Below are 18,876 nucleotides of genomic sequence, written 5' to 3'. Positions count from 1 at the left end.
GCGCCGGGTGCGTGAAAACGGCACGGCCGCCAGAATGGCCGCATGAACACCGTGCGCGCTCCCCTGCAGGCCCAGATCGTGCAATGGCTCGTCGCCCCTGGCGACGCGGTGCAGGCCGGGGACCTGCTGCTGGTGCTCGAAGCCATGAAGATGGAACACGAGCTGCGCGCCGAGCGCGCCGGGCGCGTGACCGAACGGTTTTTCGCCGAAGGGGAGACGGTGGATGCCGGGGCGGTGCTGCTGCGTCTGGACCCGCTGACACCGCAGCAGGTGGTCGGCGCGGGTGTCGATAGTCCTGCTTCGGTGCCGGCCGCGAACGGGGCGCCACCCGGTCCGCGCGAGGACCTGCGGCGGCTCCAGCAGCGGCTGGCGCACACGCTGGACGAGGCCCGTCCCGAGGCCGTGGCCAGGCGCCATGCACTCGGTCTGCGCACGGCGCGCGAAAACATCGCCGACCTGTGCGACGACGACAGCTTTCTCGAATACGGCGCGCTCGCGGTGGCCGCGCAGCGCAGCCGACGTTCGGAAGACGACCTGATCGCGAACACGCCGGCCGACGGCATGGTGACCGGCATCGGCTCGGTCAACGGCCTCATCTATGGTGCCGAGCGCGCGCGCACCGTGGTGATGGCCTACGACGCCACCGTGCTGGCCGGCACGCAGGGCCTGCGCAACCACGCCAAGACCGACCGCCTGCTGGGCATCGCACTGGCGCAGAAGCTGCCGGTGGTGCTGTTCGCCGAAGGCGGTGGCGGGCGTCCGGGCGACACCGACATGCCCATCGTGGCCGGCCTGCATGTGGGCAGCTTCGCCGCCTTCGCGCGTCTGTCGGGGCAGGTGCCGGTGGTGGGCATCGCAGCGGGCCGCTGTTTTGCCGGCAATGCGGCCTTGCTCGGGTGCAGCGACGTGATCATCGCCACCCGCCGGAGCAACATCGGCATGGGCGGCCCGGCAATGGTGGAGGGTGGCGGGCTCGGCGTGTTCCGGCCCGAAGACATTGGCCCTTCCGAGGTGCAGCACGCCAATGGCGTGATCGACCTGCTGGTGGACGACGAGCCGCAGGCCGTGGCCGCCGCGCGCCACTACCTGTCGTTCTTCCAGGGACGACTGCCGGACTGGGTCGCGCCCGATGCGCAGGGGCTGCGCGACCTGGTGCCCGAGAACCGTTTGCGGGTTTACGACACCCGCGCCGCGATGGGCGGGCTGGTGGACCAGGGCAGCCTGCTGATGCTGCGCACGGGCTTCGGCGTCGGCATCCACACCGCACTGGCGCGCATCGAAGGCCGGCCCGTGGGCCTGATGGCCAACAACCCGTTGCACCTGGGCGGCGCCATCGACGCCGACGCCGCCGACAAGGCCGCGCGTTTCATGCAGCTGTGCAACGCGCACGGCCTGCCTCTGGTGAGCCTGGTGGACACGCCGGGCTTCATGGTCGGCCCCGCCATGGAGGAGCGGGCCCAGGTGCGGCATGTGAGCCGCCTGTTCGTGACCGCGGCCAGCTTGCGGGTGCCGTTCTTCAGCGTGGTGCTGCGCAAGGGCTACGGCCTGGGCGCCATGGGCATGACGGCCGGGGGCTTTCACGCGCCCGTGTTCACCGTGGCCTGGCCCAGCGGCGAGTTCGGCGCCATGGGGCTGGAGGGCGCGGTGCGCCTGGGCTACCGCAAGGAGTTGGAGGCGCTGCCCGAAGGGCCGCAGCGCGAGGCCTTGTTCGAGTCGTTGCTGCAGCGGCAGGTGGCCAACGGCTCGGCCCAGCAGATGGCCACCACACTGGAGATCGACGCGGTGATCGACCCGGCGCAGACCCGTGAGTGGCTGGCCCGGGGGCTGGCGGGCGCGCGCGTGGCCGAGCCCGCTGGGCCACGCTTCATCGATACCTGGTGAGGAGCCGTATCCGTTTCCGGAGCGCTACCCCGACGCATGAAACGATATAGCCCAGGGCACCGCGGAACCGGCTTTGCCGGGCCGCCAGTGCCGCCCCCTGGGGGGTGACGCCGCAGGTGGCGCGGGGGGGACTTCAGGCGAGTTCGCCGAACCCGGTGCCGCGCATGCCCGAGGGGTTGGACTGCGGCGCGGACTGGTTGATGTTGATCCAGAACTCGCAGACGTGTTTCATGGCGCTGAGGAACTGCGAGAACTCGGTGGGCTTGGCGATGTAGGCGTTGGTGCCGGCGTCGTAGGCGCGTTGCAGGTCGCTGGGTTCGGTCGAGGAGGTCAATACCACCACCGGGATGTTGTGCAGGATGTCCGAGCCCTTGATCTCGCGCAGCACGCCGATGCCATCGAGCAGCGGCATCTTCAGGTCCAGCAGAACCAGCACCGGGTTGCCACCACTGCGGTCGCTGTAGCGGTCGCGGCGGTAGAGGTAGTCCAGCGCCTGCATGCCGTCGGAGACGTGGGTCACACGCCCATCCAGCCCATGGCGCGCAAGCGCCAGTTTGGTCAGCTCGGCGTCGTCGGGGTTGTCCTCAACGAGCAGGATGGCTTCGGCGTTCTTGTTCATGGTTCGAGTGCCGCGGGAATGGTGTCCCGCGAAAAATCAGTAGGACTGGCCCCCTCAAAAGGGAGCGAGAAATAAAACACACTGCCTTCACCCAACTGACTTTCTGCCCAGATGCTACCACCGTGCCTCTCCAGGATGCGTCGCGTCAGGGCCAGCCCGATGCCGGTTCCCTCGAATTCGGAAGCGCGGTGCAGGCGCTGGAACACGCCGAACAGTTTCTGTGAATACTTGGTGTCGAAGCCGACGCCGTTGTCCCGCACATAGAAGGTGTAGCCCGCCACCGGGTCCACGCTCCAGCCCACTTCGACGCGGGCCCGTTCGCGTGGCCGGGTGTATTTGTAGGCGTTGCCCAGCAGATTGGCCCAGACCTCGCGCAGCAGCAAGGCGTCGCCCTGGACCACGGGCAGGTCGGGGGCGATCACCCAGTCCACCACACGGCCTTCGGTGTCGTGGGCCAGCTGGCTGACCACCGCGTCCACCAGCAGGGTGAAGTCCACCGCCGTGAGGTTGACCGCCGAGCGGCCCAGGCGGGAGAACGCCAGCAGGCCGTCGATGAGCTGGCTCATGTGCCGCGCCGAGCCGCCGATGGTGCCGAGGTAACGCTGCGTGGTCTCATCGATCTGGCCGTCCAGATGTTCCTCCAGCAGGCTGACGAAACTCGAAATGTGGCGCAGCGGTGAACGCAGGTCGTGCGAGACCGAATAGGAGAACGACTCCAGGTCCTTGTTGGCGGCCAGCAGCTGTTCCGTGCGCTCGGCCACCCGGTTCTCCAGCTCGTCGTTGATGTTGCGCATGAGATCGTCGAGCCGCTTGGCATCGCTCATGTCGCGGTTGATCTTGGCAAAACCGCGCAGTTCACCGCCGTCGTCGCGCAGCGCAATCAGCAGCGAGTGGGACCAGTACCGCGATCCATCCTTGCGCTCGTGCCAGCTGTGCAGCTCGTGCTGCCCACGCGAGGCCGCCAGCCGCAGCATCTGGTTGGCGCTGTCCAAGGCCTCGCTGGGGTCGTGCTGTCGGAACAGCACCGAGTAGTGCCGCCCCAGCGTTTCGGTGGGTGCGTAGCCTTCCAGGCGCTGGGCGCTGTCGGTCCAGTCGGTGATGAGGCCATCGGCGTCCATGAAGAAGATGCAGTACTCGCGCAGGTTGTCCACCATGAGGCGGAAACGCTGCTCGCTCTCGAGCAGCTCCGCCGAGCGCTCCTGGATGCGCTGTTCGAGCTCGTCGTTGAGCTGGCGCACGCGCTCCTCGACGCGTTTGCGCTCGGTGATGTCGATGGTCTGTACGAACACGCCATGCACCCGTCCTTCGTGGACGTCGGGCAGGTACTTGGTGCTCACGTAGACCGGCGTTCCGTCGGTCAACCGGCGCCAGGTCTCGAAACTCTGCATCTGGCCGGCGAGCGCGGCCTGCAGGTATGGGCCGATCTCTGCCCACACCTCGGGCGGGATGCATTCGCGGACCGGCCGTCCGATGATCCTGGCCGGGTCCATGCCGTACATGCGCTGGTGTTCGGCGTTGGCGAAGCGGAAGCACAGGGATGCGTCGAGGTAGGCGATCAGCCCGGGAACCTGGTCGGTCACGGTCTGCAGGAAACGCTGGTTCTCGCGCAGAGCCTGCTCGGCCACCTTGCGCTCGGTGATGTTGAGGAGGGTGCTGTTGGTGCGCAGGAACACGCCCTGGTCGTCGTACACGGCGGTGCTGGAGGCCAGCGCGATGAAGGGCCTGCCGTCGGGCATCCTGATGCCCACTTCTTCGGGTTCGAGCCGTCCGTTACTGTGGAGCAGATGGCGGCGGGACTCCTGTTGCGCCAGGTATTCGGGTTGCACCAGGTCGCGAAAGTTCAGGCGGCCCACGACGTCCTCGCGCGGGAGGCCCAGCCACTGCAGCGCCGTCTGGTTGATCATCTGGATCACGCCCCGCGCATCCAGTGAGTAGTAACCGCACGGCGCCTGGTCGTACAGGTCCTGTGCCTCGCGCAAGGTCTGGCTCAGCCGGGTGTTGGCGGCGGCGAGTTCCTCGGTGCGTTCCCGCACGCGGTCTTCCAGCTCGGCGCTGAAGCGCTGGATCGCTTCCTGCTGCTGGTGCAGTTCGGTGATGTCGCGCGAGATCGCCAGCAGCATCACCGGATGGCCCTGCGCGTCGCGGATCGGTGAGACCATGGTGTCCCACCATTTGGGCGTGCCCTTGAAGGTTTCGCCAAAGGCGATGAAGCGGGCGTTTTCCCCCCGGCAGGCGGAGCCGATCGCCGCGCGGGCGAGTTCCTGCCCACCCTCGGGCCACCAGCTGGTCCAGTCGCTGCCGCGGACCTGTTCGAAGTCGTCAACCTCCACCAGCCGGCAGCCTTGCGCGGTCATCTGCAGCACATGGCCTTGCAGGTCGAGCACCTTGGTGCAGTCCGGGCTGCTGGCGATGATCTGGCGGTTGAGTTCGTCCTTGAGGCGCGCTTCGGCCTCCAGGGTGCGCAGCTGGGTGATCTCCTGCACAAAGCCCAGCTGGCTCAGGAAATGGCCTTCGGCGTCGTGCACCGGCACGTTGCGCATCGACAGGTGCACGACTTCGCCGTCCGGGCGCTGCAACCGGAATTCGACGCTCTGGCTCTGGGCACGCGCGACCCCCTGGCTCCAGCACGCCTTCACACGCTCCAGGTCGTCGGGGTGCACCCGGCGCAGCCAGCCCATGTGGTGGAAGTCCTGCGCGTCCAGACCGAAGATGCGCAGCAGAGCGTCGTCCACATGCGTGAACATGCCCACGCCATCGGTGCGGAAAATGCCGATCGGAAACGCGCTGGCCAAGGCCGCAAACAGCGCCTGGTATTCCAGTTGGTCGGTGGCCGCTTCGGCGGGTTCGTGGGCCGCGGGCGGCGGGTGGTCGAGCGGCAGCAGCAGGTCGGTGTCGGTGGCCGTGCCGGGGGGGCTGGCCTGCAGGTTGCGCAGGCGCAGGTTCTCGGCCCTCAGGACTTCGATCTCGCGCAAAAGCGCCTGCTCGCGCGCCGAACCGACCAGATCGCGGGGAAGCGCAGCCTGGCGTTGCTCTGACTCGGGGAAAGGCGCGCTCATTGCGCGTTACTGTACCTGAGGCCCCTCTGTTTGCATCGTCAAATTTGACAGTCAGAAACGGTCCAGATCGGGGTATGCCAGCCGCCCGCCGCGCACCAGCATCTTGCCGTATTCGGCACAACGTTGCAGTGTGGGTATGACTTTGCCCGGGTTCAGTAGTTCTTTGGTATCGAAAGCCCGTTTGACACCGAACATCTGCGCGTTTTCCTCGGCCGAAAACTGCACGCACATGCTGTTGAGCTTTTCCACGCCCACGCCGTGTTCACCGGTCACCGTGCCTCCCATGGCGACGCTGGTTTCCAGAATGTCGGCGCCGAACAGCTCGCAGCGTCGCAACTGGTCGGCATCGTTCGCATCGAACAGGATCAGCGGGTGCAGGTTGCCGTCGCCGGCGTGGAACACATTGGCGCAGCGCAGGTCGTACTTCTGTTCCATCTCGCCGATGGCCAGCAGAATGTCGGCCAGGCGCTTGCGCGGAATGGTGGAGTCCATGCACATGTAGTCGGGGCTGATGCGACCGCTGGCCGGGAAAGCGTTCTTGCGCCCGCTCCAGAAGCGCAGGCGCTCGGCTTCGTCGCGACTCACCGCGATGGCGGTGGCGCCGTGGTCGCGCAACACGGTGCTCATGCGGCCGATCTCTTCTTCCACTTCCTCGGGGGTGCCGTCGCTCTCGCACAGCAGGATCGCCGCGGCGCTGAGGTCGTAGCCGGCGTGCACGAAATCTTCCACGGCGGCGGTCATGGGCTTGTCCATCATCTCCAGGCCGGCCGGGATGATGCCCGCGGCGATCACGGCGGCCACCGCGTCGCCGGCTTTGCGGATGTCGTCGAAGCTGGCCATGATGCAGCGCGCCAGCAGGGGCCTGGGCACCAGCTTCACGGTGACTTCGGTGACCACGGCCAGCATGCCCTCGCTGCCGATCACCAGCGAGAGCAGGTCCAGGCCGGGCACGTCGAGGGCCTCGCCGCCGAAGCGCACCGGGTCGCCTTCCATCGTGAAGCCGCGCACCTGCAGCACGTTGTGCACGGTGAGGCCGTATTTCAGGCAGTGCACGCCGCCGGAGTTCTCGGCCACGTTGCCGCCGATGGTGCAGGCGATCTGGCTGCTCGGGTCGGGCGCGTAGTACAGGCCGTGGGGCGCGGCGGCCTCGCTGATGGCGAGGTTGCGCACACCGGCCTGCACGAGGGCCGTGCGCGAGCGCGGATCGATGCGCAGGATGCGGTTGAACTTGGCCAGCGACAGGGTCACGCCCAGCGCGTGGGGCATGGCACCGCCCGACAGACCGGTGCCCGCGCCGCGCGCGACCACGGGCACCTCCAGCGCATGGCAGGCCTTGAGCACGGCCGCCACCTGGTCTTCGGTCTCGGGCAGGGCCACCACCAGCGGCCGCTGGCGGTAGGCGGTCAAGCCGTCGCATTCGTAAGGCGTCGTGTCTTCGTTGTGCCAGAGCAGCGCGTGGGCGGGCAGCACCGCCTGCAGCGCGCGCACCACGTCGGATTGGCGGGCGGCGCGTTCGGCCCGGGTGATGTCGGCGCTGGCGGTGGGGGCGTTCATGCACGCCAGTTTAGGACAGGGGACCACGCCGCGGGTTGAAGAAACTTGCAAGGACCTGTGAGGCAGCGGCTTGATGCAGCTCAAACACCGGGGTCTTGAAACCGCCGGGTGCACCGCTATGTATTCGCCATGGGCGGCGCTGTGACCGCCCGTTTTTCCCATCCATTCAGGAGTCCATGCCATGAACCATCTGATCGCCCGTTCCGGTCTGTTCGACGACTTCTTCAGGGACGTTGCCCCGGGTTTTTACGTCCGTCCCCTGCACGGCGACTCCTTGCCGTCACCGTCCCAGATCAAGATCGATGTGAAGGAAACCCCGTCGGCCTACACCGTGGTGGCCGAAGTGCCCGGTGTGTCCAAGGAAGACATCCACGTCACGGTCGAGGGCAGTGTGGTGACCCTGCGGGCCGAGATCAAGCAGGAAGACAGCCAGAGCCAGGACGAGAAGGTGTTGCGCACCGAGCGCTATTACGGCGCGGTGTCCCGCAGCTTCCAGCTGGCGACCGACATCGACAACCAGAGCGCCAGGGCCAAGTACGAAAACGGGGTGCTGACGCTGACCCTGCCCAAGAAGGTGGCGCTGGCCGGCCAACGCCTGAATATCGAATAAGCACCCCCTGCGCCGCTGACGCGCGCCTTGCCGGCCGCGACATCGCCAGAGGCGATGCCTCTTCGTCCCGTCCAAGCCTGCGCAGGCAGGCTTAGGAGCCGCGGTCCTCAGCCCCCTCTCTCGCCTGCGGCGGGAGGGGGGCGCAGCCCTGTGGCCCGGCAAAGCCGGTTCCACGGCTGCCCTGACAGGAAGGCACGCGCTCCGTCACCCGTTCTGGCGTTCGTCCCGTGCGCCTTTTCGCGGCAGGCCTGTGCGCGCCGGTTGGCGCAGAAGCTCAACTGAGGCTCTTCTTGAGCCACTCGGCGAACGCCGCGCATTCCCAGCGGTCCATGGTGCCGGTGCGCCAGCACAGGTAGTGGGCGTGCGGGCTGGGCACATGCCGTTCGTACAGCGGCACCAGCGTGCCGTGTTCCAGCCAGGGCGCGGCCAGCTTGAGCCGCACCAGCGCCACTCCCATGCCGGCGGCGGCGCCGTCGCACATGAGGCCGATGTCGTTGAATTGCGAGCCGTCCACCGGCTCAGGCCAGTCCAGGTCGTGCGCCGCGAACCAGGTGCGCCAGGGTTCCAGCGGGCTGCGCAGCAGCGGCACGCCCTCCAGGTCTTCGGGTGTTTCGAACGGACCGTGTTCGCGCGCGAAGGCCGGTGAGGCCAGCGGCGTGATCTCGTCCTTCATCAGGCAGACGTGTTCCACGTCGGCGTAACGGCCGGTGCCGAAACGGATCATCAGATCGGCGTCCTCGGCCACCACGTCCAGCAGCGGAATGCTGACCTGCAGTGTCAGGTCGATCTCCGGGTAGGCCTCGCTGAACTGCTTCAGGCGCGGCAGCAGGATGGAGCGGGCGAAGGTGGGCGTGACCGCCAGGCGCAGCTTGCGCCGCCCGGGCGTGGCCGCATTGCTCGGGAATTTCTGCAGCGTGGCCAGGCCTTCGCGCACGTGGGCCAGGTATTCGCTGCCCTCGGTGGTGAGCGAGAAGTCGGCCCGCCCAAACAGCTTGGTACCCAGGATCTGCTCCAGCTGCTTGATGCGGTGGCTCACCGCGCTGGGTGTGACGCACAGTTCCTCGCTGGTCTGCGTCACGCTGCGCAGACGGGCCAGCGCTTCAAACGTCAGCAGGCACTGGATCGGAGGGATGCGGATCGTCACGAAGTCACCTCAGGGCCGCATCGGGGGCGTCCTGTTCATCACTTGAAGACGACCGTCTTGTGCCCGTTGAGCAGCACACGGTGCTCGCTGTGCCATTTCACGGCGCGGGCCAGAACCTGGCTTTCGGTGTCCCGGCCCCGTGCGGTGAGGTCTTCCACGTCGTCGGTGTGGTCCACGCGGGCCACGTCCTGCTCGATGATCGGCCCTTCGTCGAGGTCGGCCGTCACGTAGTGGGCCGTGGCGCCGATCAGTTTCACGCCGCGGTCGTGCGCCTGGTAATAGGGCTTGGCGCCCTTGAAGCTGGGCAGGAAGCTGTGGTGGATGTTGATCGCCTTGCCCGAGAGTTCGCGGCACAGGTGATTGCTCAATATCTGCATGTAGCGCGCCAGCACCACCAACTCCGCGCCTTCGCTGCGGATCACCTCCAGCTGTTTCGCTTCGGCTTGTTCCTTGGTCGCGGCGCTCACCGGGATGTGGTGGAAGGGCACGTTGTAGCCGGCGGCGAGCTGGTAGAAGTCGCGGTGGTTGCTCACGATGGCGCGGATGTCCAGCCGCAGCAGGCCGCTCTTCCAGCGGAACATCAGGTCGTTCAGGCAGTGGCCTTCCTTGCTGACGAAGATCACGGTCTTCATCGGCTCGGCCAGCGGGTGCAGGCTCCAGCGCATGGCGAAGGGCTCGGCGAACAGCTTGAGGTGCGTGCGCAGGTCGTCCTGCGTGAGCTGGCTGCAGGTGAATTGCACCCGCATGAAAAACAGGCCGGTGTCGTGGTCGTTGTACTGGGCGGCTTCTTCGATGTTGCCGCCGCGCTCCAGCAGGAAGCCCGAGACGGCATGCACGATGCCGGGACGGTCCTGGCACGACAGGGTGAGAACGTAGGTGTGGTTCATGGTGGGCGATTGTCGCAGGGTGGTGGACGGCCCGTATGGTGAAATCCCGTGCGGCGAGGACGCCGCAAGAGTGGGGAATGGAACTTGATGGAAACCGTGCGAAGGGGAATGAAGGGGTGGCTGGCCGGGATCTGCCTGCTGGCGCACCTGGCGGCGGGGGCGATGACCCTGGAGCGGGTGGAGGACACCCTGTTCGCGACAGGGGCGGTTGGTGGCGAGGACTTTCAGTCGTTCAGGGCACAGCTGTCCCAGCCTGGGCTGCGTCGTCTGGTCCTGGTGGATTCGCCGGGCGGGGACCTCTGGACCGCGTTGACGGTCGGAGAAGCCGTTCGGGATGCCGGGCTGGACACGGTGGCCGTGGGCAGGTGCTTGTCGGCCTGTGCCGTGATGTTCGTGGCGGGAAAGACGCGCGGCTTCGGGTCGGGCCGGACCCCGGGCAGCACCCTGCTGGGCATTCACGGGGGCTACGACATCGACTCGGGGCGGCTTGCCCATGGCATCGGGCCTGCCCTCTATGCGTTTTTCCGCCGCCAGATCGGGACGGCGATGAACGACGGACTGATCAACGAGGCGATCTATGGTTTCAAGGACCCCCGTGGTTTTCTGATCCTGCGCGACATCGAGCGCAATCCGGCCCAGGCCAGTCAGGCCGCGCTGTGCCTCAATGCGCACCAACCCACAACCTGCAAGCCGCAGGAAGGCAAGGATGCCTTCACCCTGGGTCTGGTGACGCAGCGCGAGACCGTCGCGGTGGACCTGCCGGTCTCGATGCGACTTCAGCTCAGGCTCTTTGGTCGGGCGGTGAACGACGCGCCCTTCGATCTGGCGGCCTGGGCGCAACAAGTGCGTCAGGAACTTTGCCCCAAAGGGGACTGCCCGGAACTGGAGAATTTTTTCAAGACCTTCGCAATGGCGCCTGTGCACCGGGCCATCGCCTGGGATGAAGGGATGTCGGGTGGACCCATGACTCGGGCGCACGTAACGGGTGGGGCCAGTTCCCCCGAGCTGGCCATGGCCCGAGCGCTCCTTGGGTGCAACCAGCGCAACGGCAAGCCCAGGCTGTGCCGTCTGCTTGCGCTGGACGACCAGGATCTCCGGCCGCTGTTCGAATGGCAGTCTCGTCAGACCCGGGAGGCCTTGGCCCAGTTGCCGCCCGCATCTCCCGGGGCGGTGGCCAATGAGAAGGCCGACTTCTGCAGCGGCGAGGTCTGGCAGCGCAAACCGCTGGAGCAGGCGGGTTTCGATACAGCGGCGCCCTGCAGGCTGCGCGGTGTGGAGCGCATCGACACGGCGGAGCTGGTGCGCATGCTCAAGGACGTCAAGCTCCCGATCGTGGTGGATGTGTCGCCCGACGAAGGCATGGTGCCCGGGGCATTCGCCTTGCTGGGGGCGGGAGGTGCCTTCGATGACGCCTCCCAGGAGGCCGCCGTTCACCAGCGGTTCGAGGGTTTGATCCGGGCCGCCTCACCCGATCCTACACAGCCGCTGGTGTTCTATGGCGGAGCGAGGGCGGGTTGGCTGTCGGCGAATGCGGCGCTGCGGGCGGTGCAGGCCGGCCATGCGCAGGTGTACTGGTACCGGGGTGGCCTGCCGGCCTGGACGGCAGCGGGATTGCCGACGGTGGGCAAAATGGCCCTGGGCGTGGTGTACTGAACGGGCTCGCTTTGACAAGCAGACCTTCCGCATGTGCCGCTGCCGGTCTGGCTGGTCAACGGCCCAGGCTGCGCTTCATGTCGCCGCAGTAGTCGCGCGGAGCGCGCGGTGGGCTGCTCCAGACCGCGTCGGACCCTGGCGTGGACCCGCTCGGCGGCGCCGCTTCGGCGTTTGCGGGTAGGGCCAGCGACAACACGACGCGGTGTGCCAGCCCCGTCGGCAGGTGCAGCGGCACCCCCAGGGCGCGCTGCACATGGTTGTTGCCCGCCACCAGCAGCACCGTCTGCCCGGGCCGCACGGCCGCCGCCGCGGTGCGGGCCATGGCCTGGTCGCGGGCGATCTGGATGCGGGTCATGGGCGCGATCTGTGGCGCGGGCAGCAGGTCGCAGTGGCCTTCCTGGATGGCGCTGCGCTGGCGCTCCAGGGAGGCGCTGGGCAGCAGCCCGTCCAGCTCGGCCTGGCCCATGGCCGCGCGCATCTCGGCGCGGGGCAGGTTGCCGCCGAGCACCGGCACCCCGGCGCGCACCGCCGCCATCACCACCGGCGCATAGGTGGGCCAGGGCCAGCCGCCGTTGTCCGGGCCCCAGCGCAGGGCCTGCCGCACCTGGGCTTCGCTCGCATCGCGGGGCAGACCGGTGGTGCGCGTGCCGGACTCGGCCATCTCCACCACCAGCGCGGCCAGCCGTTGGCGCGCGGCCAACTGCTGCACCAGCGCGCGCTGCAGCGCCTGGTGTTCGGGGGCGTCGTGTTGTTCGCCCACCAGCAGCAGGGGTGTGGGCAGCAGGCGCTCCAGCAGCGCGCCCGCCGATGCGTCGGGGTCGGGCCGCGGCGCCAGGGAGGCCGCACAACCGGACAGCAGCGCGGCCGCCACCGCCCACACCGCGGTCCAGGCCGCCACCCGGATGACAGGGCTTCGACAGTTCATCCGCCGATACTACGTCCCCCGGCCCACCCGACGCCGTCCGTCTTTCCGATCTCCGCGCGATGTTCTCTTTCCCGTTGCGGCCCGCGTCCTGGACGCGCACGGCCCTGACCCTGCTGCTGGCTTGTGCGGCGGCCCAGCTGTGCGTGTGGCTGGGCACGCCCATTCCATGGATGATCGGCCCGCTGGTGGCCACGTCCCTGGTGTCGGTGCTGGGGGCCCCCACGGAAAGCTGGATTCCATTGCGCAACGCGGGGCAGTGGGTCATCGGCACCGCGCTGGGTCTGTATTTCACGCCCGCCGTCGGTGCGCTGGTGGCGGGGCTGTGGTGGGGCGTGGCGCTGGGCATCGCCTGGGCGCTGGCGCTCGGTCTGGGGTTTGGTGCCTGGATGCGCCGCGTGCACGCCGGGCACCTGAGCGGGCTCACCCCGGCGCAGCTGCGCAGCACCACCTATTTCGCGGGGTCCATCGGGGGTGCGTCCGAAATGACCCTGATCGCCGAGCGCCAGGGCGCGCGCACCGATCTGGTGGCCGCCGCGCACAGCCTGCGCGTGCTGCTGGTGACGCTGACGGTCCCGTTTGCGATGCAGTTCTGGGGCGTGAGCGGCCTGGACGCCTTGCCGCCCGCCTCGCGCGTGGTGCAGGCCAGCGGCCTTCTCTGGCTCGGCCTGCTCACGCTGGCGGGGGTGTTGCTGATGCGGCGGCTGCGCCGTGCCAACCCCTGGTTCATGGGGGCGTTGCTGGTCACCATGCTGCTCACGCTGTCGGGGGTGACGCTGTCGGCCATCCCGGGGTGGCTCAGCGCCGCAGCCCAGCTCGTCATCGGCGTGAGCCTGGGCGTGCGCTTCAACCCGGCGTTTGTGCACACCGCCCCGCGCTGGCTGGCCTCGGTGGCGTTCGCCAGCGCCGTGATGATGGGCTTGTGCGCCGGCTTCGCCTGGCTGCTGGCGGCGCTCACCGGCCTGCACCCGGCCACGCTGGTGCTCGGCACGGCACCCGGCGGCATCGCCGAGATGGCCATCACCGCCAAGGTGCTGCAGCTCGGCGTCCCGGTGGTCACCGCGTTTCAGGTCTGCCGCCTGGTGGCGGTGCTGGTGCTGGCCGAGCCGGTGTACCGCTGGCTGAGTCGCAAAGACAAGGCCTGAAAAAACGAAGCCCGGTCTTGACCGGGCTGTGGGAGTGAGGGGCAGTTCAACCAAGGATGCCGCGGAACCGGCTCCGCCGGACCGCAGGCATCGCCCCCCGGGGGGTGACGCGCCCCTAGGCGCGGCGCGGGGGGAGCCTCAATGCATCACCACCGGCATCTGCGCCAGCGTGGCATAGCCTTCGAGCGTGTCTTCCACCTCTTCCTGCGAAGGGGTGTTCTGTTGCCAGGCGGTGATCTGGATCTGGAACATTTCGGCCCAGGAGCCGTCCAGGTAGACCTCTTTGCCCGACCGTTTGTCCACGATTTCGAAACCGTGGCGCGGGATTTGTGGACCCTGGTCCTGCTCGACCTCGCCTTCGATCTGGGCGTTGGCGAGGATGTGGACCACGGCAAAGGCATCCGAGTCGTAGAGCATGTGCATGACTGACATCCTTGAAAGAGAGAAACCTGTGTTCCTCATGAACCTTATATCGGCAATTGGTCGGACTTATGCAGTCCGTCTGGTGATTTAGATGGTCACGGCCGGTGAAGATTCAAGATGCGTGTCATTTTTGGCACATTCCCGAGGTTCAAGGCACGGATCGGCCACATCTGTGTGTGGGGACTTACTCGTGTGCGACCGGGTCCGGAGCGTGCCGGCTCATTGCAGAGGCGGCGCCGCGGCGCCGAGTTCCGGCATCGTGCGCAGCTGCAGATCAAAGTAGTCGCCGTTGGGCTCGGTGACGCGCATGCGGACCGGCAGGTGGTGCAGGGCCGGGGCCAGCCAGATTTCGACCATGCGGTCGTAGGGCCGGCGCGGGTTGCGGGTCAGCTTGCGGGCATCGAAATCGCCCGCGGGCACGGTCAGTCGGGTCTGGGGTCCGATCTGGAACAGCCAGATTTCCGCCGCATCGATGCCGCTGACCGGCAAGCGCAGGGTCTGGCCCTCGTGAAAGGCCGATGGCTGGGCGTTGAACAGGGCGGCCAGCTGCAGGTTGATCGTGAGCCGGTCCTGGACCCCGGGCAGCAGGGGGGCGTCGGGAGCGTTGTTGCTGTAGCGGATGCGTTGGGTGGCGTGGTCAAAATGGGCCGCGCGTTCGCTGCGCTTGCGGTCGGTGAAGCGCTCGGGCACCAGGCCCTTGCTGCCGATCGTTCCCTCGCTGGTCTGTACCAGGCTGCCCAGGAACAGCACGCTGATTTCCATGCGGGCCTTGTAGCGCCGCCCGTCTTGTTCCCATGTCAGATGGCCCCGGGCCGAATAGGGCATGCCCTTGGCGTCGGCGCTCACGTCGTAGCGCAGATCGGCGCTGGGCGAGAGCAGGGCGTTCTGCAACGAAGCGTCGACCGCGCTCGCGCTTTCCCGGGCCGCGCTGGTCGCCGCGGTGTCGACCGCGGGTGTTTCGGGCGCAGGCTCCGGCGGCGGAGCAAGCTCGGCGGGTGGGGTCGGCTTGGGTTCGGGTTCCACCGGCGGTGGCTCCGGCGGCGCTTCAGCGACCTCGACCGGTGGCGGTTCTTCGGGTTCGGGCGCCGGTGGCGGCGGTTTCTTCTCCACCTTGGGTTTTGGGGGAGGCGGTGGCGGCGCCGGGGGCACGGGCTTGGGCACGATCCAGCGCACCGTGCTGGTGGTCACGGGGGGCGGCGCGTCTGGCAGCGGCGCTGCGGCCGCCTCGGGTTGGGCCGTTGGATCCGCGGGCAAGGCCGCCACGCCGGTGTCCGACTCGGGGGCATCCAGCAGGTCCAGCGACCAGCTGGACACGCCGCCGCTCAACAGCAGCAGGTGCAGCGCCAGCACAGCGGCGGCCAGGCCCAGCAGCACGGTCCAGCGGGGTGGGGCATCGAGACGGGAACGGGACATGGGGCGGAGCAAGCGGGAAGGACCGTTTTCAGCGCGACGGGGTGTGGCCCAGATCGGCGCTGAGCTGGCGCGCGCAGCGCAGCAGGGCGGTGGCGGGTGCACCGTCCCAGGCCGTGTCGAGCGTGGTCACCGAGCCCAGCACCACCAGGCCCAGCGCCAGATGGCCCTGGGCATCGAACACCGGGGCGCAGAAGCCCCCCACGCCCGGCAGCAGGCTGTGGACCACACGCCCCAGGCCGTGGCGGCGGGTTTCCTCCAGCATGGCCTGCACGTCGGCCTGGCTTTGCGGCAGATCCGCCACCGCGAATCCGTTGCGCGGCAGTTTCTTGAGGCGCGCGAGCTCGTCGCGGATCATGGGCGCGATGCGTTGGGCATCGCGTCCTTCGTGGCCCATGAACGCGGCAAAGCAGCGTCCGGTGGCCGAGGTCAGCAGCGGCATCACGTCGCCCAGGCGCAGCGTGACCGGCACCGTCTGGGGGGCTTCGGCCCAGTGCACCATGGTCGGACCCTGGTTGCCCCAGACCGCGATGGCCAGGGTGTGGCCGGTCTCCAGCAGCAGGGCCTCGACCCGCTCGCGAGCGAGCTTGACGCCATCGATCCGGCTCAGGCTGGCCAGGCCCAGGCGCAGGGCCGCGGGGCCGAGGTCGTAGCGGGTGGTGGCCGGGTCCTGCATCACCAGGCCCATGCGCTGGAAGCTCACGAGGTAGCGGTGTGCCTTGGCCGCGCTCATGCCGGCGGCCGCGGCCAGGTCGCGCAGCATCAGCGAGCCCGGCGCGTTGGACAGCGCGTTGAGCAGCTCGAAGCCGACCTCGACCGACTGGATGCCCGCGCGCAAGGGCTCGTCATCGTCGCTCGGTTCCGTGGCGGGTGGGGCCGTGCGCCGCGGTGCGCGGGCCGGTGCGACAGCGGTGGCGGAGGGGCGGGGGGCAGCGGGCATGGTGGGCGTTCGGTTTTGCACGGTGGGACCGTGGGCGGGTTCCAGGGGGAATTCCGGGGTCATTGCATGCGCGTCGGGACTTTGTTCTAGAATCCGGTTCTTACGGATAGGTTAACTGATTTCACTATTCGTAATTCCATGTGCATGATGGCTCCCTGGGGAGCGCCACCCGGCGGTCGGTCGCGTGAGCGGTTGGCCGGGGGCAGAATCATGGCATCTCAAAGAACCCGCAGCAGGAGACTTGCATGAAACTCGCCACTTACAAAGACGGCTCACGCGACGGACAACTGGTGGTTGTTTCACGCGATCTGTCAACCGCTCATTATGCGACGGGCATCGCCCACAAGCTGCAGCAGGCGCTGGACGACTGGAACTTCCACGCCCCCCAGCTGCACGACCTGTACGTCACGCTCAACCAGGGCAAGGCGCGCCACGCGTTCCCGTTTGACCCCGCCCAGTGCATGGCGCCGCTGCCGCGGGCCTACCAGTGGGCCGACGGCTCGGCCTACATCAACCACGTGGAGCTGGTGCGCGCGGCGCGCAGCAGTGAGGTGCCAGCTTCGTTCTACACCGATCCGCTGATGTACCAGGGCGGCAGCGACGACTTCATTGGCCCTTGCGACGACGTGGTCGTGCCCAGCGAAGACTTCGGGATCGACTTCGAAGCCGAGATCGCCGTGGTCACGGGCGACGTGCCCATGGGAGCCAGCCCCGAGCAGGCGCTGGACGGCGTGCGCCTGCTGATGCTGGTGAACGACGTGTCGCTGCGCAACCTGATCCCGGCCGAACTGGCCAAGGGCTTCGGCTTCTTCCAGAGCAAGCCCGCCAGCGCCTTCAGCCCGGTAGCGGTCACGCCCGACGAGCTGGGCGACGCCTGGGCCGGTGGCCGGGTCAACCTCACGTTGCAGTCCACCTGGAACGGCCGCAAGGTCGGCATGTGCGACGCCGGCCCGGAGATGACCTTCCACTTCGGCCAGCTGATCGCCCACATATGCAAGACGCGCAACGTGCGCGCCGGCTCCATCGTGGGCTCGGGCACCGTGAGCAACAAGGCGATCGAGGTGGACGGGCGCCAGGAATGGCCCAAGGGCTACAGCTGCATCGCCGAGAAGCGATGCATCGAAACCATTCTGGACGGCCAGCCGACCACCGAATTCATGAAGTTCGGCGACACCATCCGCATCGAGATGAAGGGCAAGGACGGCCAGAGCGTCTTTGGGGCGATCGACCAGAAGATCGCGCCGCTGGATCGCTGAGACCGCGGGCACGTCCCGGGTCCGGGCACAGCGGTGGCTCGGCCCGGGGCTTGTCCGATCAGGGCCTCAGGTGCGGATCCGTCCGTCGCCGGTGAGCATGGAGAGCTCCACGAACTTCGATGCCACGTGGTTGTCGGGGCCGAACGACACGTTGAACCCGCCCATGGACAGGTCGCGGATGCTCTCCAGTCCCTCGATCAGGCTGTTGCGGGTCGGCCGGCCCGCACCGCCGCGGCGCAGGCCTTCGGTGAACAGCTTGGCCGCCATGAAGCCTTCCATGCTGGAGAAGTTGGGCTGCACCTTGTTGCCGCCCTGGGCGATCATCGCCAGAAACTCGCGCGTCAGCGGCCGGGCCGAGCTGTACGGTGAAGGCACCACCTGCGTGACCGCCACGCCGGCACCTTCTTTGCCCAAGGTATCGGCCAGCGCCTGCGTGCCCACGAACGACACGTTGTAGAAGCTGCCGCCGTAGCCCGCCTTGCGCGCGGCGCGGATGTAGGCGGCGCAGGACGCGTAGGCGCTGATCTGCACCACCGCGTCGGGCTGGGCCGCGTTGATGGTGTTCACCGCGCTGGCCACGTCGACCGAGTTGCGCTCCACGGTGGCGGTGGCCACCGGCTTGAGGGACTGGGCTTCCAGCGCCAGGTTCACGCCGCTCAGGCCGGCCTTGCCATAGGCATCGTTCTGGTAGAACACCGCGATCTTCTTCAGACCCAGGTTGGTGAGCTGGCGCACGATCAGTGCGGTTTCGTCGTTGTACGAGGCCCGCATGTGAAACGCCATGCGGTTGAACGGCTGGCGCAGCCCCATGGCGCCGGTGAACGGGGCGAAGAACGGGGTCTGGGCCTTGATCGCCAGCGGCAGCGCCACCACGCTGGTGGGCGTGCCGATGTAGCCAAACAGCGCGAACACCTCATCGTCCAGCAGCTTGCGCGTGTTCTCCGCACAGCGGTCGGGCTCGTAGCCGTCATCGAGCTGGCGCAACTCGATCTGGGTCTGGTTCACGCCCCCCTGGGCATTGAGCTGGTCGAAATACAGCTTGGCACCGGCGTGGAACTGGATGCCCAGCTGGGCGGCCGCGCCGGTGAACGCGGCCGACTGGCCCAGCACCACCCGGTTGCCCGACTGGGCTCTCAAGGCGGGTGTGCCCAGCACGGCTGCGCCGGCGATCAGGCCGCTGAAAGTGCGTCGCGAAAGACCGGAGGAGGAAGAGGATGAACACATGATGGCTTGGTGGGGAAATGGGGGTGTTTGGGGATGCAGGCTCGGGCGCTGGGTGCGCGCCTCTTGAGCGACGTTCAGGGGGTCGATGCTACCGGCCAACCGACGCGCGTGTCGCGACGTCTGGCGCCGCGAACGGGCCGCTCATCGACCCA

15 protein-coding genes are annotated in these 18,876 nt (G+C 68.0%); 5 read left to right on the top strand and 10 right to left on the bottom strand.

The window, feature by feature from the left end:
* Nucleotides 1-51: 51 nt before the first annotated feature.
* Entirely contained in the window at nucleotides 52-1,881 is a 1,830-nt protein-coding gene (locus KIH07_RS01505; protein ID WP_319004846.1) for a carboxyl transferase domain-containing protein, read from the top strand.
* 133 nt (nucleotides 1,882-2,014) lie between these two features.
* On the opposite strand, the gene KIH07_RS01500 is transcribed toward KIH07_RS01505, so the two are convergent.
* Genes KIH07_RS01500 through KIH07_RS01490 form a run of 3 tightly spaced genes read right to left on the bottom strand, consistent with a single transcriptional unit; the run spans nucleotide 2,015 to nucleotide 7,110 of the window.
* Complete coding sequence (locus KIH07_RS01500; protein ID WP_226490266.1) at nucleotides 2,015-2,500, bottom strand: response regulator; 486 nt, start codon at nucleotides 2,498-2,500, stop codon at nucleotides 2,015-2,017.
* Nucleotides 2,497-5,556 (bottom strand): PAS domain S-box protein, encoded by a 3,060-nt coding sequence (locus tag KIH07_RS01495; protein WP_226490265.1) that lies wholly within the window; start codon nucleotides 5,554-5,556, stop codon nucleotides 2,497-2,499. Before KIH07_RS01495 ends, KIH07_RS01500 begins: the two co-directional genes overlap by 4 nt.
* A gap of 51 nt (nucleotides 5,557-5,607) precedes the next feature.
* Nucleotides 5,608-7,110 (bottom strand): FAD-linked oxidase C-terminal domain-containing protein, encoded by a 1,503-nt coding sequence (locus KIH07_RS01490; protein WP_226490264.1) that lies wholly within the window; start codon nucleotides 7,108-7,110, stop codon nucleotides 5,608-5,610.
* Nucleotides 7,111-7,291: 181 nt separating this feature from the next.
* Between KIH07_RS01490 and KIH07_RS01485 the strand changes: the two genes are divergently transcribed.
* The gene (locus KIH07_RS01485; RefSeq protein WP_226490263.1) at nucleotides 7,292-7,720 is read left to right on the top strand and encodes an Hsp20/alpha crystallin family protein; all 429 of its coding nucleotides are present in this window, start codon (nucleotides 7,292-7,294) and stop codon (nucleotides 7,718-7,720) included.
* A gap of 274 nt (nucleotides 7,721-7,994) precedes the next feature.
* Here KIH07_RS01485 and KIH07_RS01480 read toward each other — a convergent pair whose 3' ends face one another.
* Both KIH07_RS01480 and purU read right to left on the bottom strand, forming a co-directional pair.
* A complete protein-coding gene (locus KIH07_RS01480) occupies nucleotides 7,995-8,864 on the bottom strand; it encodes a LysR substrate-binding domain-containing protein (RefSeq protein WP_226490262.1) in 870 nt (289 codons plus the stop codon).
* A 38-nt stretch (nucleotides 8,865-8,902) separates the two neighbouring features.
* Entirely contained in the window at nucleotides 8,903-9,751 is an 849-nt protein-coding gene (gene purU / locus KIH07_RS01475; protein WP_226490261.1) for a formyltetrahydrofolate deformylase, read from the bottom strand.
* An 87-nt stretch (nucleotides 9,752-9,838) separates the two neighbouring features.
* Between purU and KIH07_RS01470 the strand changes: the two genes are divergently transcribed.
* Nucleotides 9,839-11,404, top strand: coding sequence for a rhodanese-like domain-containing protein (locus tag KIH07_RS01470; RefSeq protein ID WP_226490260.1), 1,566 nt, complete (start codon nucleotides 9,839-9,841; stop codon nucleotides 11,402-11,404).
* A gap of 55 nt (nucleotides 11,405-11,459) precedes the next feature.
* Here the strand turns inward: KIH07_RS01470 and KIH07_RS01465 are convergent, their stop codons facing one another.
* Nucleotides 11,460-12,329: a ChaN family lipoprotein gene (locus KIH07_RS01465; RefSeq protein WP_226490259.1), complete on the bottom strand. Its 870-nt coding sequence runs from the start codon at nucleotides 12,327-12,329 to the stop codon at nucleotides 11,460-11,462.
* Nucleotides 12,330-12,388: 59 nt separating this feature from the next.
* Between KIH07_RS01465 and KIH07_RS01460 the strand changes: the two genes are divergently transcribed.
* Nucleotides 12,389-13,471: an AbrB family transcriptional regulator gene (locus KIH07_RS01460; RefSeq protein WP_226490258.1), complete on the top strand. Its 1,083-nt coding sequence runs from the start codon at nucleotides 12,389-12,391 to the stop codon at nucleotides 13,469-13,471.
* Nucleotides 13,472-13,609: 138 nt separating this feature from the next.
* On the opposite strand, the gene KIH07_RS01455 is transcribed toward KIH07_RS01460, so the two are convergent.
* From KIH07_RS01455 to KIH07_RS01445, 3 genes are all read right to left on the bottom strand, one after another.
* Nucleotides 13,610-13,894, bottom strand: a complete 285-nt coding sequence (locus KIH07_RS01455) for a DUF3567 domain-containing protein (protein WP_226490257.1) — start codon at nucleotides 13,892-13,894, stop codon at nucleotides 13,610-13,612.
* Between the two features lie 219 nt (nucleotides 13,895-14,113).
* The gene (locus tag KIH07_RS01450; RefSeq protein ID WP_226490256.1) at nucleotides 14,114-15,307 is read right to left on the bottom strand and encodes a DUF3108 domain-containing protein; all 1,194 of its coding nucleotides are present in this window, start codon (nucleotides 15,305-15,307) and stop codon (nucleotides 14,114-14,116) included.
* Between the two features lie 28 nt (nucleotides 15,308-15,335).
* Nucleotides 15,336-16,244 carry an IclR family transcriptional regulator gene (locus KIH07_RS01445; RefSeq protein WP_226490255.1) on the bottom strand — a complete coding sequence of 303 codons (909 nt, stop codon included), beginning with the start codon at nucleotides 16,242-16,244 and terminating at the stop codon, nucleotides 15,336-15,338.
* Nucleotides 16,245-16,489: 245 nt separating this feature from the next.
* Between KIH07_RS01445 and KIH07_RS01440 the strand changes: the two genes are divergently transcribed.
* Nucleotides 16,490-17,500, top strand: a complete 1,011-nt coding sequence (locus KIH07_RS01440; protein ID WP_226490254.1) for a fumarylacetoacetate hydrolase family protein — start codon at nucleotides 16,490-16,492, stop codon at nucleotides 17,498-17,500.
* A 66-nt stretch (nucleotides 17,501-17,566) separates the two neighbouring features.
* Here KIH07_RS01440 and KIH07_RS01435 read toward each other — a convergent pair whose 3' ends face one another.
* A complete protein-coding gene (locus KIH07_RS01435; RefSeq protein WP_226490253.1) occupies nucleotides 17,567-18,724 on the bottom strand; it encodes an ABC transporter substrate-binding protein in 1,158 nt (385 codons plus the stop codon).
* Between the last annotated feature and the right edge of the window lie 152 nt (nucleotides 18,725-18,876).

The sequence above is a fragment of the Hydrogenophaga taeniospiralis genome (assembly GCF_020510445.1).
Taxonomy (GTDB): domain Bacteria; phylum Pseudomonadota; class Gammaproteobacteria; order Burkholderiales; family Burkholderiaceae_C; genus Hydrogenophaga.
This window is presented reverse-complemented; position numbering and strand designations above follow the sequence as displayed.

Bases quoted from the DNA above. Each gene is read 5' to 3' on its own strand.
- KIH07_RS01465 (WP_226490259.1), bottom strand. From the start codon at position 12,329: ATGAACTGTCGAAGCCCTGTCATCCGGGTGGCGGCCTGGACCGCGGTG.
- KIH07_RS01490 (WP_226490264.1), bottom strand. From the start codon at position 7,110: ATGAACGCCCCCACCGCCAGCGCCGACATCACCCGGGCCGAACGCGCC.
- KIH07_RS01445 (WP_226490255.1), bottom strand. From the start codon at position 16,244: ATGCCCGCTGCCCCCCGCCCCTCCGCCACCGCTGTCGCACCGGCCCGC.
- KIH07_RS01450 (WP_226490256.1), bottom strand. From the start codon at position 15,307: ATGTCCCGTTCCCGTCTCGATGCCCCACCCCGCTGGACCGTGCTGCTG.
- KIH07_RS01470 (WP_226490260.1), top strand. From the start codon at position 9,839: ATGGAAACCGTGCGAAGGGGAATGAAGGGGTGGCTGGCCGGGATCTGC.
- purU (WP_226490261.1), bottom strand. From the start codon at position 9,751: ATGAACCACACCTACGTTCTCACCCTGTCGTGCCAGGACCGTCCCGGC.
- KIH07_RS01495 (WP_226490265.1), bottom strand. From the start codon at position 5,556: ATGAGCGCGCCTTTCCCCGAGTCAGAGCAACGCCAGGCTGCGCTTCCC.
- KIH07_RS01435 (WP_226490253.1), bottom strand. From the start codon at position 18,724: ATGTGTTCATCCTCTTCCTCCTCCGGTCTTTCGCGACGCACTTTCAGC.
- KIH07_RS01460 (WP_226490258.1), top strand. From the start codon at position 12,389: ATGTTCTCTTTCCCGTTGCGGCCCGCGTCCTGGACGCGCACGGCCCTG.
- KIH07_RS01500 (WP_226490266.1), bottom strand. From the start codon at position 2,500: ATGAACAAGAACGCCGAAGCCATCCTGCTCGTTGAGGACAACCCCGAC.
- KIH07_RS01440 (WP_226490254.1), top strand. From the start codon at position 16,490: ATGAAACTCGCCACTTACAAAGACGGCTCACGCGACGGACAACTGGTG.
- KIH07_RS01485 (WP_226490263.1), top strand. From the start codon at position 7,292: ATGAACCATCTGATCGCCCGTTCCGGTCTGTTCGACGACTTCTTCAGG.
- KIH07_RS01455 (WP_226490257.1), bottom strand. From the start codon at position 13,894: ATGCACATGCTCTACGACTCGGATGCCTTTGCCGTGGTCCACATCCTC.